The 13,475-nt window shown below is 70.5% G+C and carries 12 protein-coding genes; 3 read left to right on the plus strand and 9 right to left on the minus strand.

The features are described from left to right. Genes J0695_RS13910 through J0695_RS13920 form a run of 3 tightly spaced genes read right to left on the minus strand, consistent with a single transcriptional unit; the run spans window position 1 to window position 3,401 of the window. The gene (locus J0695_RS13910; protein WP_206962328.1) at window positions 1-1,929 is read right to left on the minus strand and encodes a hypothetical protein; all 1,929 of its coding nucleotides are present in this window, start codon (window positions 1,927-1,929) and stop codon (window positions 1-3) included. A gap of 58 nt (window positions 1,930-1,987) precedes the next feature. After that, window positions 1,988-2,788, minus strand: coding sequence for a tyrosine-protein phosphatase (locus J0695_RS13915; protein WP_206962329.1), 801 nt, complete (start codon window positions 2,786-2,788; stop codon window positions 1,988-1,990). A 22-nt stretch (window positions 2,789-2,810) separates the two neighbouring features. Next, window positions 2,811-3,401, minus strand: coding sequence for a rhomboid-like protein (locus J0695_RS13920; RefSeq protein ID WP_242552623.1), 591 nt, complete (start codon window positions 3,399-3,401; stop codon window positions 2,811-2,813). A gap of 146 nt (window positions 3,402-3,547) precedes the next feature. Here J0695_RS13920 and J0695_RS13925 point away from each other — a divergent pair, with 146 nt between their 5' ends. Beyond that, entirely contained in the window at window positions 3,548-3,937 is a 390-nt protein-coding gene (locus J0695_RS13925; protein WP_242552626.1) for a hypothetical protein, read from the plus strand. Window positions 3,938-3,964: 27 nt separating this feature from the next. On the opposite strand, the gene J0695_RS13930 is transcribed toward J0695_RS13925, so the two are convergent. After that, the gene (locus J0695_RS13930; RefSeq protein ID WP_206962331.1) at window positions 3,965-5,452 is read right to left on the minus strand and encodes a DUF1996 domain-containing protein; all 1,488 of its coding nucleotides are present in this window, start codon (window positions 5,450-5,452) and stop codon (window positions 3,965-3,967) included. 315 nt (window positions 5,453-5,767) lie between these two features. Here J0695_RS13930 and J0695_RS13935 point away from each other — a divergent pair, with 315 nt between their 5' ends. Continuing rightward, window positions 5,768-7,408: an alpha-L-fucosidase gene (locus tag J0695_RS13935; protein WP_206962357.1), complete on the plus strand. Its 1,641-nt coding sequence runs from the start codon at window positions 5,768-5,770 to the stop codon at window positions 7,406-7,408. 9 nt (window positions 7,409-7,417) lie between these two features. Here the strand turns inward: J0695_RS13935 and J0695_RS13940 are convergent, their stop codons facing one another. From J0695_RS13940 to glnII, 5 genes are all read right to left on the minus strand, one after another. After that, window positions 7,418-8,065 carry a LuxR C-terminal-related transcriptional regulator gene (locus J0695_RS13940; RefSeq protein ID WP_206962332.1) on the minus strand — a complete coding sequence of 216 codons (648 nt, stop codon included), beginning with the start codon at window positions 8,063-8,065 and terminating at the stop codon, window positions 7,418-7,420. After that, complete coding sequence (locus J0695_RS13945) at window positions 8,050-9,324, minus strand: sensor histidine kinase (protein ID WP_206962333.1); 1,275 nt, start codon at window positions 9,322-9,324, stop codon at window positions 8,050-8,052. The genes J0695_RS13940 and J0695_RS13945 overlap by 16 nt, the downstream gene beginning before the upstream one ends. 139 nt (window positions 9,325-9,463) lie before the next feature. Beyond that, window positions 9,464-10,030: a winged helix-turn-helix domain-containing protein gene (locus tag J0695_RS13950; RefSeq protein ID WP_206962334.1), complete on the minus strand. Its 567-nt coding sequence runs from the start codon at window positions 10,028-10,030 to the stop codon at window positions 9,464-9,466. A gap of 275 nt (window positions 10,031-10,305) precedes the next feature. After that, the gene (locus J0695_RS13955; RefSeq protein ID WP_206962335.1) at window positions 10,306-11,244 is read right to left on the minus strand and encodes a DUF6891 domain-containing protein; all 939 of its coding nucleotides are present in this window, start codon (window positions 11,242-11,244) and stop codon (window positions 10,306-10,308) included. Window positions 11,245-11,332: 88 nt separating this feature from the next. Next, on the minus strand, window positions 11,333-12,355 hold the full coding sequence (glnII, locus tag J0695_RS13960; protein WP_206962336.1) for a glutamine synthetase: 1,023 nt from the start codon (window positions 12,353-12,355) through the stop codon (window positions 11,333-11,335). Window positions 12,356-12,551: 196 nt separating this feature from the next. Here glnII and J0695_RS13965 point away from each other — a divergent pair, with 196 nt between their 5' ends. Then, the gene (locus J0695_RS13965) at window positions 12,552-13,445 is read left to right on the plus strand and encodes a Gfo/Idh/MocA family protein (protein ID WP_206962337.1); all 894 of its coding nucleotides are present in this window, start codon (window positions 12,552-12,554) and stop codon (window positions 13,443-13,445) included. The last annotated feature ends 30 nt before the right edge of the window (window positions 13,446-13,475 follow it).

Consider the following 13,475-nt stretch of genomic DNA (forward strand, 5'->3'; position numbering starts at 1 on the left):
TCACCGCAGGGCGCCCACGCGCGTCCCGTCGCGCAGCCTGCCGTTCAGCTCCGCCTGTACGCCCTGCCGCGCCCGTACGGCGAGGAAGCGGCCGGGGGCGCTGCCCTCCACCCCGCCCGTCGTCGCCAGCGAGGCGAATTGCGTACTGCCCGCCGCCAGTACGTACCACTGGCCGCCCCGCGACTTCCACAGCACCCCGGCGAGCACCCGCGGACTGCGCACCCCGCAGGCGGGCGAGTCCTCTGAGCGTGCCGCGATGGCGCCCGGTGCGCCCGGCTTCTCCGAGGGGGGCTGGAACTGGGCGAGCGCCCTGCCCCCGGTGCCCCGCCAGGTCTCCGCCCGGGTGCAGACCCAGTCCGCGCTGCCGTTGCCCTCGGGGAGCTGCTGGCGGGCGTAGCTCCAGGAGTTCACTGACCGTACGCCGTGCGAGCGCACCCCGGGCAGGAGGCAGGCCGTACGTGCCCAACTCGCCAGCTCTGCCGGTCCCTTGACGTCGTGCGGTGCGGCGGGCGTGCCGGAGGTGAGGCGTGCCGGGGTGAGCTCGCCGAGGTCCGTCATCAGCCGGTCGGAGACCTCGTCGCGCAGTTCAAGAGCCTCCCAGGAGGTGCAGCTGCTCGCCTGTGCCGGGCTGGGCACGGGGTCCGTCACGCCGTCCTTGGAGCGGCGCAGGGGGTGTGATCCTCCGGCGGGGTCGAGCAGGTCGCGTACGGCCGCCTCGTGGACCCAGGGGGCCGTGAGATAGCGGACGTTGCCGTCCGTGCGGCCGACCACCAGGGCGTTGGACGCGGGCGCGTCGGCGCCGTCCACCCGGGCGAAGTCGAGCGCGGCGCCCGAGGAGTCGCCGTTGCCGTCCTCGGCGTAGCGGACGACGCGCAGGCCGTCGTAGAGCAGGACGACGGCCGCCCGGTCCACCGTGCCCGCGAAGAGGAGCTGGGGCGGGCCCATGGCGGGGCCCGAAGCGGTGCCGGGCGTCGCGGAGACCTGGACCGCGCTGCCGGGGCGCGCCCAGACCGCGAGGGCGCGGCGCAGCAGCCCTGTGTCGGTGGCACGGTCGCCACGGGTCGGCCAGGCGGAGAAGTCGGTACGCGAAGAGGTCTGCCAGGCGGTGGGTGCGATCCGGGTCAACTTGGCAGGGTCCAGGGCCTGTTCGGCGGCAGGATTCTGCGCGTACGAGGGTGCCGCGGCCCCGTCGGGCCCCCACCCGCCGCCCGGCAGCGTCAGCAGCGCCCCGCAGACCAGCAGCGCGGCCCCCGCGACCAGTGCGGCCCTGCCGTGCTGGCGGCGGCGCATCAGATCGGTGGGGCGGGCCTGCAGCGAACACGGGTCGAACTCGGGGGAGGCGAGCAGCTCGTACTGCGGCAGCACCCCGTCCGCCGTGGCCAGCGCTCCCCGCGCGGCCGCCTCCGTGACCCCCGCCTCGGTGAGGATGCGCCGCACCTCGGTGTCGTCCAGCTTCTCCAGACCGCGCAGCACGTACGCGGCCCTCGCCGGCCCTGAGAGCGTGGAAAGCCGCTGGTCCAGGGCGAGTTCATCGGCGCCGCCCGAACGCGGGAAGAGCCGCAGACCCCACACCTGGGGGAGCAGCGGGGGCAGCTGGGCGCGGGTCGGCCAGGCTTTGCGGAAGAGCGGGAGCCCGGCATCGAGGGCGGACCGCAGGACCTGGCCGCGTACATACGCGTACCCCGGATCCGTGCCGTCGGGCCGCCGCGCCGCCGGGATCGCCTCGGGGCCCGCGGCGCGCCCGCGCGGCAGCGTGCGCTGGGCGAGGGAGTGGGCGGTGAGCACCCGGCGGTTGCGGCCGAGCGTCGGCGGCAGCACGAGGTACGCGAGGCGGACGAGCCGCGGATAGTGCTCGACGAGCGCGGCCTCGGCCTGCTCGACATCGACGGGCGAGGGGGCGGCGCTGGGGGCAACCTGCTTCGTGGGCACGTTCAGCTGAACGAGCGAATCGTGCGATGGTCACCCGGTGGCCGCCGCCCGTCTGTGGTCAGCCGCCCGTTGTCAGCCGCGTGCGGATGCGCTCCACCGACTCGTCGGGGACACCGAGCCCTTCCCGTACGTACTTCTCCAGGGAGCCGTAGCGCACGTCCACCTCTTCGAGTGCGGCGGCCAGATACTCGGGCACCACCCCGATGATGGCGAGCGCGATCTCCGGGTCCCCGCCCTGGGCGACGAAGCCCTCGACGAAGGAGGCGAAGGCCTGGCGGACGGCGGGATTGACCGCCAGGTACTCGCGCCGGATGGTCTCCTCGTCCGCGCCGAGCAGCCCGAGGATCACGGTCGCGCCCCAGCCCGTGCGGTCCTTGCCCGCCGTGCAGTGGAAGAGCAGCGGGCCCGCGTCGTCGGCGGCCAGCTCGGTGAGGAGCGTGCGGTACGCGGACCTGGCCGAGTCGGAGGAGACCAGCGCCCGGTAGGTGTCGGCGAACACCGCCTGCGCCTTGCCGCCGCCCAGCTCGCGCTCGGCGACGGCCGGGTCGGTGAGGATGTGCTTGATCTGCGCGGCGGCCGGCCTGTCCTGGGAGTTGACGGTGTCGGCGAGCGCGTCGGCGACGACCAGACGGGCGCCGGACGGGACCCGGTCGGGGTAGTCGGTGCGCTCGGCCTCGGTGCGGAAGTCGACGATCGTGGTGAGACCGAGCGCGGCCACGGCGGGGTCGGCGGCCGGGTCGAGGCGGTCGAGCTGGCCGGAGCGCAGCACGAGCCCCTCGCGCACGGTGCGGCCGCCGGAGAGCGGGAGGCCGCCCAGATCGCGGAGGTTGGCGACGGTCGTGGCGGGGATCGCGTTCATGGCGGCTGGCTCCTGGTCGTTCCTACCGGTTTCCCGTCGAACGGTAGTCCACCAGCGACACTCCCATGCCCAGCGCCAGCGCCGCGAAGTGCCCCGCGTCGGTGAAGGTCCGGCCCCGTCCGAGCAGCGGCCGGGCGCCGATCGCGAGCAGGGCGCCGCGCGCCAGGCCGCGTACCGGACCGGCGGGGAGCGCCCCGGTCAGCGCGCCGAGCACCGCGTTGAAGCCGTAACTGACGCCCACGTCCACCGCCGAACGGGTCCCGTCCTGGGCTCGGGCCGCGCGCAGGCCCCCGTACACGAGCAGCGTCGCACCCGCGTGCCCGAGCGCGAAGACCCCGGCCGTCCACCAGGCGCCGTGCGCGTACTCCGCGTAGCCGAGCACGGCCAGGAGCAGCAGTGCGTACGGCAGCTCCATCGGCTCCTCGACCATCAGCGCGCTGGTGAGGAGGGTGTCCCAGCGGCCGGAATCCAGATGGTCGGCGTTGGTGGAGCAGGCGTGCAGAAGGCGGTCGCGCGCCGGGGCGCGCAGCAGGCGGCCTGTGGCGTACGCACCGAGCTGTACGCCGCCGACATAGGCGGGGCTGAGGGCGATCACCCGTCCATCATCGTCCATCCGCCGCGTCCGCGGTCGGTCGCGTGTGCCGTACGAGGTGACCGGTTCTCCCGCGCGGAGAGGGCGGGAGGCGGCACGATGGGCGGATGCGTAGCCAAGCGCAAGCAGCGGTGACGGTGGTGGCCCTGGGGCTGAGTCTGGGGCTGATGGCGGCCTGTTCCGACTCTGATTCCCCGGACGTGCCGAAGACCGCGACCGGCAGCCTGGAGCAGCTGGCCGCGAAGGCGAAGTGCGCGCCGGACATGGCCACCGACGCGGCGGAGCTGCGTCAGGCCAACTGCACGACGAAGGACGGGCGTTACGTCCTGGCGACCTTCTCGACCGACCGCGGGCAGCGCGAGTGGATCAATGGGGCCAAGGACTACGGCGGCACGTACCTGGTCGGCCGCAAGTGGGTCGCCGTGGGCGAGGACAAGGTGGTCACAGCGCTGCGCGGCCGGCTCGGCGGGACGGTGGAAGAGGGCTCGCAGCACCACTCGGGGAGTAGTGGCAGTAGGGGGAGCGAGCCCGATCATTCCGGTCACCGCGCGAGCTGACCGCGCAGGTTCAAGGGGGGCGGTCGGTCAGGTGCACCGACGGCCGCTGTTGATGCAGCCGACCACCTTCTTCATCAGCTGGTCACTGAAGACGTTGATGAAGTCGCCGTGATCGGTGATGGGCTTGTGGAGCTGCTCGGGGAAGGAGTCCACGGCGAAGCCAGGACCGGGCGGGACCGCGTACACGATGCGCTGCACCAGCTGCGGGATCGCCTTGAAGCCGCCCTGGCACGCACCGTTGCGGTCAGCAAAGGCGACATGGGTGCGGTGATTCGCACTGTCTGTGTTCTGGCCGTCCCAGCAGCTCTGGAACTTGAAGGTGCGGACCACTTTGCTGCCCCGGGGGCAGATCGGGTATTTGTCCTTCAGCTGGCGGTTCTCGAAACCGGTGCAGGACCATGACGCATTGGCGTTCGCGTCACCATTGGTGAAGGCCTTCGCATCGCCGGTGATGATCCGCAGGAAACGCGGCATGGCGACGACCTTGGCCACGGGACTTCCCACCCAATTGAGAGTGACCTGGGCGGGGGTCTGAATGATCCCGGTGTTCTTGTCCTGACCGCCTCCAGGGGTGTCCGCATCCTTCTCTTTCTGACCGTTCTGCAGCCGGAGAACAGGCCAGTAATAGGTGGACTTGTCGCCCTGATTCCGGCAACTCGTCTGTCCGTCCGCCAGTTTCTGGTCGCTCGCAAAGGCGTCCGTGGCCTGGTTTCCGACGTAATCGTGCATATGGTGTGCGCCGTTGCTTACACCAGGAGCGACGATGACATTGTCCGGATTGAACTTGCCGTTCTGATTGCGCCCGCAGTTGGAGGCGAAGGCGCCGGACGAACCGGCGCGCAGCCGGCGGGGTGTGCTGACATTGGGGCGTACGGACTTGATGTTGACGAAGTCGGCGGCCTCGGGCCCGTTGCCCTGATTGGCCTGGTCACCTCCCTGGCCGGACCCTTGATCGCTCTGGCCGGTACTGCTGCTGCTGCTGCTCGCGCTGGGCGTCGGGGAGGCCGAATTCGACGCGCCGCCCTGCCCGTTGCCCTGGCTGTCGTCGGCGCGCAGGGTGCAGGGCGCGAGGCCGTCCAGGCCCTGCGGCCGTTCGGTGTTCTGACCGATGGCGTTGGCTATCCGGTCGATGCTGTCCAGACGCTCGTCCTTGAGCGGAACAAGAATGGAACTCTGTGCCAGATTCGGATCCTGGGAGAGCTGGTCCTTGGAATCCGCGAACCGTTTGTACGCCTCGGTGATCTGGCTGTCCAGCGTGGCCAGTTGGGTGTCCACTTCCTGCCGGGATCCGTCCGGGACCTCGGGCAGCTGATTGCCCACATCCGGGCAGTCGATGGTCGACATCTGCTGCCAGGTGTTCTGTGTCCGAGCAGAATCCGGCTGGCCCGAACGGGCCTCTCCGGCGGAGGCGTACACATTGAGCCCGGCCAGCCCGCCTCCGCCCAGGACCAGTGCGGCCGAGGCGACAATCGCCCGGTTCGCCAGCGTCGATCGTTTTCGCGATGTGCGTCCCATGGAACTCCTCAACTTCGTATCCGGGTATGGGGGATCCCGGCGGGGGGAGAAGCGCGACGTTCCATACGGACGGGGAATACGGCCCGTTCAGCCTCATGGGAAATTCGTAGAAATCTCCATCCGCAAATCGGGCGTACCGACGCCGCGAAACCGGGCCGGACGCCCCAGAGCGAGGCATAGATGGGATGTATGACGTACGCCTTCTTCCCCTGCGGCACTCAGTGCGGCAACATGCACGGGGCCGAACCGAAGAGATCCGACCAATGAGGGTCGGGAGTTGGAGGGACCGTGGTTCAACCCACCCGCAGGCTCGTCATGTTGACCCCCGCGATCGCCGCCCTGGCCGCGCTCGCGCCGGGAACGGCCGCCGTCGCCGCCGGAAGGCCCGGCGGGCCGGGCAGTGCGAGCACCCCGTGCGGCAAGCCCGTGAAGCCCGCCTCGCAGCTGCCGGTCGAGAGCTGCGACAGCCAGGACCGGATCATCGAGAAGGCCGCGAACATCGTGCCGACGCCGGGCCAACTCGCCTGGCAGCAGCGCGAGGTGACCGCCTTCACCCACTTCGGCATGAACACCTTCACCGGCCGTGAGTGGGGCTCGGGCACCGAGGACGAGAAGAACTTCGACCCTCCGGTCATCGACGTCGACCAATGGATGAGCGTCTACAAGGCCATGGGCGCCGAGCAGGCCATGCTCACCGTCAAGCACCACGACGGCTTCGTCCTCTACCCCAGCCGCTACACCCCGCACACCGTCGCGAACAGCCCCGGCAGCCCCGACGTCCTGGGTGCGTACGTCAAGGCCGCGCGGAAGGCCGGGCTCAAGGTCGGCGTCTATCTCTCGCCCTCCGACGGAGCCGAACTCCCGCACGCCTGGCACGCCCAGTGGGTCGAGGAGATACGTGCGAAGCAGGCGTCGGGCCAGTCGCTCAGCCTCCCCGAGCGGATGGCGCTGGAGGACGGCGACCGGACCCCGGCCGGCCTCGGCCGCTTCGGCAACGGCAGCCCGGCCGTCGAGCGTACGATCCCCACCCTCGTCCCCGGCGACAGCCGCGCGTCGAAGATCAGGCGCGGCAAGCTGCCCACCTTCACGGTGGTGGCCGACGACTACGAGACGTACTACCTCAACCAGATCTACGAGCTCTTCACCCAGTACGGGCCGATCGAGGAGCTCTGGCTCGACGGCGCCAACCCCTGGTCAGGATCCGGCATCACCCAGCCGTACCACGTCACCCAGTGGTTCGACCTGCTCCACGCACTCTCCCCGGACACCGTCGTCTTCCAGGGCAATCCCGGCGTCCGCTGGGTCGGCAACGAGAACGGCATCGCGCGCGAGACCGAGTGGAGCGTCACCCCCTCCGTCGTCGACCCCTCGACCGTGCTCTCCGGCGGACTGCCCAACGACTCCCAGGAACCCGACATCGGCTCGCGGGCCAAGCTCCTCGCGTCCACCACCAAGTACCTCCAGTGGTACCCGGCGGAGGCGGACGTCTCCGTACGGCCCGGCTGGTTCCACCACCCCGCCGAGAAGCCCAAGACCCCGGCCCAGCTGATGAATCTGTACGAGAAGAGCGTGGGCCGCAACGCCTCGCTCCTCCTCAACGTCCCGCCCGCCAAGGACGGCCGCGTCGACCCCGCGGACGTCGTCTCCCTGACCGCGTTCGGCACGGCGGTCAAGGACATCTACGGAACTGATCTCCGCAGGCAGGGCCCGGGCCCGTACACCTTCGACCGGATCGTCCTGCGCGAGGACATCCGGCACGGGCAGCGCGTCGAGAAATTCACCGTGGAAGCACGCAGCGGCGGAGTCTGGACGGAGATCGCAGCCGCCACGACCGTCGGCGCCCGGCGGATCCTGCCGCTGGCCGCCCCGGTCACCGCCGATGCCGTACGGGTACGGATCCTGGAGTCCCGTGCCAAGGTGCACCTCTTCCCGGTGAGCCTGCACCTCAGCAGCTGATCGGCCCGATCAGCCCCGGTCGAGATAGGCCAGGACCGCGAGCACCCGGCGGTTGTCGTCGTCGTGGACCCCCAGGCCCAGCTTGGCGAAGATGTTGGAGGTGTGCTTCGCCACCGCCCGCTCGGTGACGACGAGCTGGGCGGCGATGGCGGCGTTGGAGCGGCCCTGCGCCATCAGCTCCATCACCTCGCGCTCGCGCGGGGTGAGGCTGCCCACCGGTTTGTCGGCGGCGCGGCGCGAGAGGAGCTGCTGGATGACGGTCGGGTCCATGGCCGTCCCGCCGGCCGCCACGCGCCGTACCGCGTCGATGAACTGGTCCGCGTCGAAGACCCGGTCCTTCAGGAGATAGCCGACGCCGCCCGTCCCGTCGGCGAGCAGCTCGCGCGCGTACAGCTGCTCCACGTGCTGGGAGAGCACGAGCACGGGCAGCCCCGGCCGCGCCTTGCGGGCGGCCAGGGCGCACTGCAGGCCCTCGTCCGTGTGCGACGGCGGGAGCCGGACGTCGACGATGGCGACGTCCGGCTCCAACTCGGCCAGAGCGCGGGTGAGTTCGGGACCCGTCTCCACCGCCGCCGCGATCTCGAAGTCGTACGCCTCCAGCATCCGGACCAGACCGTCGCGCAGCAGGAAGAGGTCTTCGGCTAGGACAACTCGCAAGGGATCTCCATGGTCACCATGGTCGGACCGCCCGCGGGGCTGCTGACGGCCAGTACGCCGTCGAATGTACCGAGTCGGCGTTCGATCCCGCTCAGCCCGCTTCCGCCGCCGGCCGTCGCACCCCCGCTCCCGTTGTCGGTGACCGAGACCCGCAGCATCCCCGCGGAGTGGTGCATGTCCACCCAGATCCGGTCCGCGCCCGAGTGCTTGACCGCGTTGGTCAGCACCTCGCTCACGGCGAAGTACGCGGCCGACTCGACCGGCGCCCCGACCCGGCCGCCCGTCATCTCCACGTCGACCTCCGTCGCGATCGGCAGCCGCAGCGCCAGGGCCCGTACGGCATCGCCCAGACCGCGCTCGGCGAGCACCGGCGGATGGATGCCGCGTACGAGATCGCGCAGCTCGGTCAGCGCCTCGGCCGAGGACTCGCGCGCCGTGGCCAGCATCTTCTTCGCCTGGTCCGGGTCCTTCTCGATGAGGGCCTCGATGGTCCCCAGGTTCATCCCCATGGCGACGAGCCTGGCCTGCGCCCCGTCGTGCAAGTCCCGCTCGATACGGCGCAGTTCGGCGGCCGAGGTGTCCACGGCGTCGTGCCGCGTCTCGGTGAGGCGGTCGACGCGCTGGGCGAGCTTCACCCTGCTGTCGGGGGCGAGCATGGAGCGGGTGAGGCGGAAGTGCGCGGTGACCAGTGCCCGGTTCACGTACAGGCCGAGGACGATCCAGAACAGGCCGAGCAGGCCCGCGAGGAAGGCGGTGCGCCAGCCTTGGACGGGAATGAAGTCGTACCACCAGGCGCCGTCGGCCGAGTCGTACACCGCGGTCCACAGCCCGGCGGCGAGCGCGATGCCGTAGACCCCCTCGACGAGCAGCCCCGGTGCGAGGATCGCGGTGGCCGCGCCCGCCGTCATGTCGACAAGCAGCCACTTCAGATCGCGCCAGGTCGCCCCGTCCTTGAGCATCAGCGTGCAGCGCTCGACCTGTCCGGTGATGCCGGTGCGCAGGTCCCGGGGGTGCGGCCGGTACGGAACCGGGATGTGTAGGTCCGCCCACTCGGCGGCGAACAGCCGGCGCCGGTCGGCGTGTGCGCGCACCAGCGTCAGCACGGCGGGTGTGGTGAAGACACCGACCCCGATGGGGATCAGGGCGATCGACACGACGGACAGGACGAAGAGCACGATCGACGCGGTCCATCCGAGCAGCGCCAGTGCGAGCCCCTGGGCCCCGGCCTGCAGGGCATCACGTGCTCTCGTCGCATTCATCTGTACGTCCCATCCTCTGCGGCCCCGTCCTGAGGCCATGCCCCAGTGTTGCCGCAGAGGATCAGTCACGTCATTGGGTTCCGCCCCCGGATCGGGGTGTACCTAGGAACACCCTCCCGAGTCCTCCCGAGTGCGGCGATCACGGTGCGTACTTGTACCCCACCCTGCGTACCGTCTGGATCGAGTGCCGGTGCTCGGCGCCCAGCTTGCGGCGCAGCCGCGCCACATGGACGTCGACGGTCCGGCCGTCGCCGACATGCCCGTAACCCCACACGGTCGTCACCAGCTGGTCGCGGGTGTGCACCCGGTGCGGGTGGGCGACGAGATGGGCGAGCAGTTCGAACTCCAGGTACGTCAGATCGAGGGCGTGCCCGTCGACCTCGGCGATGCGCTGCGCCGAGTCGATCCGTACGAGCTGACGGCCCGCCGTCGCCGCCTCCGCGGCCACCGGCTCGGGCTCGGGCTGCTGGTCGGCAGGGAGAAGCACCAGGTAGCCGATCATCGGTGGCTGGCCCGGCAGCGAGGGAAGCGTGTGCTGCGGCGCGGGCAGCCAGGTGGCGCCTGGCGGCAGCGGCGGCAGGAACGAGGAGGGATCAACGGGTGGGGCGACCTCGTCCCGGTCGACGGCTCGGAGCCGGTGCCGGTTGAGAGGGATAGGGGTGGCGGTCGCAGCGGTGGAGGCAGGGAAGGTTCGGGTGTTCGCCATGAGAGGTCAGCTCTTTCGCGCGGAGAGGTCGTCTGGGGGACGTACGTCGTGCGCGCGGGCCGAAGGCCTTCGACAGTGGATCGACGAGGGAGGCTTTAGAGGGCCGGCGCTTCCGTCGCGCGGCAACACACCCGGTCGAAGTCGTGATGCTGACGGGAGGGCCAGAACGGCTCAAGGTCGCTGCGACCTGTCGCGGTGTCCTGCTGATGGCTGGCCATGTGCCTATTGAAGCAGATGCGGACGCATCACATCAGGGCCCTCTCAGCCAGTGGGCATCAGCCGGTGAGCCGCTTGCGCCAGTCCAGCGGCTCCACCGTGATCGATTCGTCCGGGGAACCGCTCCACTCCACCGGCAGCCCCGCACCGGCCAGAGCCGCGGTGACCTCGCTCCCGACCGCCGTCGTGGTCTCGGCCGAACCGTCGAAACCCCCGTACATCAGCGTCAGTCCTTCCCCAAGCTCTCGGCTTCGCTCGAGCAGGGGAGACCCCATTCCTGCCGCCGCGCCTTCGGAGCACTGCGAGTGGAAGAACACAAAACCGCGCGCGTCCTCGCTCCCCGCCCCCCGTATCTCGCTGAGCCCGCAGTTGCGGCAGCAGGCGAAGTGCGCACGAGCGGTGATGCCCTGTTCCTCAAGTGCCGTGAAGACGGCCTCGATCCTCTCGGGGTCCGTCTCGCCCTCCCAGCCGGCCTGTTCCTCCAGGCGCTCCTGCCAGAGCCGGTGCACCAGCTCCCAGGCCTGCGGCTTGGACACCGGGCGGTAGTCCCCTTTGACGAGCCACTCCTCGGCGGCCTCGGCGAGCTGCACCCGTGTGAGGTAACCGACAGCGAGCAACTCCCTTACATGTTCCTCGACTTGTACGCGCGCCCTCTCCTCGATCTCGGGCACCGTGAGGTCGAGGCGCTTCCATTCGACCCCCGCGTCCCAGCCCTCCTCACCCCGCGACCAGCCGACCATGATCTCGGCGACCCGGTCCTCCGTGGCGACCATCGACTGGAAATGGTCACCGGGCCCGCCCGCCCGGTGCTCCAACTGGTAGTCCCCGCCCGTCTCGTGCCAGACCTGGATGAAGAAATCCTGGTCCTGCGGTATCCGCTCCACAATGAGGAACTGGTCGTCATCGGGCCCGATCCGCCCCACCAGCTCGGTCAGCCGGGGTGCGGAGATCCGCTCGTATGCCTCGCCGGGTTCGGTCGTCACTCTGATCGCCAACATGACCACAGAGTGGCACGCCCCACTGACAACGAACCGAGGGCGCCCACCGTGACAGTGGGCGCCCTCGGGGGACAACGGGTCCGGTCGGTCAGGCCTGGTCGGCCTTCTCCAGAGCGGCGCAGCACGTGTCGACGATCAGCCGGGTGACGACGTACGGGTCGACGTTGGCGTTCGGACGCCGGTCCTCGATGTAGCCCTTCTGGTCCTGCTCGACCTGCCAGGGGATACGGACCGATGCGCCGCGGTCGGAGACGCCGTAGCTGTACTCGTTCCACGGGGCGGTCTCGTGCAGACCCGTCAGACGCTCGTCGATGCCCGCGCCGTAGTGCTTGACGTGGTCCATCGGCTTCGAGCCCTCGCCGAGCGATTCGGCGGCGGTGATGATCGCCTCGTACCCCTCGCGCATCGCCCTGGTGGAGAAGTTGGTGTGCGCACCCGCGCCGTTCCAGTCGCCCTTGACCGGCTTCGGGTCCAGGGTTGCGGAGACGTTGAAGTCCTCGGCGGTGCGGTACAGCAGCCAGCGGGCGATCCACAGGTGGTCGGAGACCTCCAGCGGGGAGACCGGTCCGACCTGGAACTCCCACTGGCCCGGCATGACTTCGGCGTTGATGCCGGAGATGGCGAGTCCCGCGGCGAGGCAGTTGTCGAGGTGCTTCTCGACGATGTCGCGGCCGAAGATCTCGTCCGAGCCGACACCGCAGTAGTAGCCGCCCTGCGCGGCGGGGAAGCCGCCGACGGGGAAGCCGAGCGGGCGGGCGCCGTCGAAGAAGGTGTACTCCTGCTCGATGCCGAAGATCGGCTCCTGGCCCGCGAACTGCTCCGCGACCGGACGCAGCAGCGCACGCGTGTTGGACTCGTGCGGCGTCAGGTCGATGTTGAGGACCTCGCACATGACGAGGACGTTCTCGCCGCCGCGGATCGGGTCGGGACAGGTGAAGACCGGCTTGAGTACGCGGTCGGACGCGTGACCCTCGGCCTGGTTGGTGCTGGACCCGTCGAAGCCCCAGATCGGAAGCTCGGCCGACGTGTCGGTCAGGATCTTCGTCTTGGAACGGAGCTTGGCGGTCGGCTCGGTGCCGTCGATCCAGATGTACTCAGCCTTGAACGTCACGGAAGCCATCCTTATGCGGGTGCAGCAGGTCTATGCCGGGAAGCTTCGCAATATGTGATTTCCCGACGATTGCCCGCATGTGAACTACATGTTTCTCAGGTTTCCTGTGTTTTGCCCAGGGGGTGTCCGGCGGATCAGGCCGCCCGCGACCGCGGCATGATCCGCCGGGCACCCCCTAGGGGGACAGACTGGGCGCATGACACAGCTGCGCATCGGACTCCTCGGCACGGGCCCCTGGGCCGTCGCCACCCACGCCCCGGCCCTTGCCGCCCACCCCTCCGTCACCTTCAGCGGCGTATGGGGCCGGCGCCCCGAGGCGGCGGCCGAGCTGGCCGCCGCGCACTCCACGACCGCATACGACGACGTGGACGCCCTCTTCGCGGCGAGCGACGCCATCGCCTTCGCTCTCCCGCCGGACATCCAGGCCCCGCTCGCCGTACGCGCCGCGGCCGCCGGATGCCACCTCCTGCTCGACAAGCCGGTGGCGACGACGGCCGACGGTGCGCGGGCCGTGGCGGACGCGGCGGAGAAGGCCGCAGTCGCCTCGGTCGTCTTCTGCACGCTCCGCTTCGCCTCGGGCCCTGTCGAGTGGATCGAACGGCAGGCCGCCGCCGGCGATTGGTTCACCGCCTCCGCCCAGTGGCTGGGCGCGCTCTTCTCGCCGGGCTCGGACAGCCCGTTCGCCGCCTCGCCCTGGCGCAAGGAGAAGGGCGGCCTGTGGGACGTGGGCCCGCACGCCCTGTCCGTACTGCTGCCCCTGCTCGGCGACGTCACCCGCGTGACGGCCGCACCGGGCCCAGCCGACACCGTCCACCTCGTCCTGCGCCACACCTCGGGCGCCTCCAGTACGGCGACCCTCGGCCTGAGCGCGCCGCCCGCCGCCGCCGGGATGCGGGTGGAGCTGCGCGGCGAGCAGGGGGTCGTGACGATGCCGGAGTGGGACGGCGCGCGGGAGCCTTTCGCCGCGGCGGTGGACGCGCTGCTCGAATCCGTACGGACCGGACAGCCGCACCCGTGCGACGCGCGCTTCGGACAGCGCCTGACGGAGATCCTCGCGGAGGCCGAAGCTGCCCTGGAATCCGGCGTCTGACCGCACCCTGCGGGTCGTCGGCCACGACCC

This window comes from Streptomyces beijiangensis (assembly GCF_017315755.1).
Taxonomy (GTDB): Bacteria; Actinomycetota; Actinomycetes; order Streptomycetales; family Streptomycetaceae; genus Streptomyces; species Streptomyces beijiangensis.

Bases quoted from the DNA above. Each gene is read 5' to 3' on its own strand.
- J0695_RS13915 (WP_206962329.1), bottom strand. From the start codon at position 2,788: ATGAACGCGATCCCCGCCACGACCGTCGCCAACCTCCGCGATCTGGGC.
- J0695_RS13920 (WP_242552623.1), bottom strand. From the start codon at position 3,401: ATGGACGATGATGGACGGGTGATCGCCCTCAGCCCCGCCTATGTCGGC.
- J0695_RS13925 (WP_242552626.1), top strand. From the start codon at position 3,548: ATGGCGGCCTGTTCCGACTCTGATTCCCCGGACGTGCCGAAGACCGCG.
- J0695_RS13930 (WP_206962331.1), bottom strand. From the start codon at position 5,452: ATGGGACGCACATCGCGAAAACGATCGACGCTGGCGAACCGGGCGATT.
- J0695_RS13935 (WP_206962357.1), top strand. From the start codon at position 5,768: ATGTTGACCCCCGCGATCGCCGCCCTGGCCGCGCTCGCGCCGGGAACG.
- J0695_RS13945 (WP_206962333.1), bottom strand. From the start codon at position 9,324: ATGAATGCGACGAGAGCACGTGATGCCCTGCAGGCCGGGGCCCAGGGG.
- J0695_RS13950 (WP_206962334.1), bottom strand. From the start codon at position 10,030: ATGGCGAACACCCGAACCTTCCCTGCCTCCACCGCTGCGACCGCCACC.
- J0695_RS13955 (WP_206962335.1), bottom strand. From the start codon at position 11,244: ATGTTGGCGATCAGAGTGACGACCGAACCCGGCGAGGCATACGAGCGG.
- J0695_RS13965 (WP_206962337.1), top strand. From the start codon at position 12,552: ATGACACAGCTGCGCATCGGACTCCTCGGCACGGGCCCCTGGGCCGTC.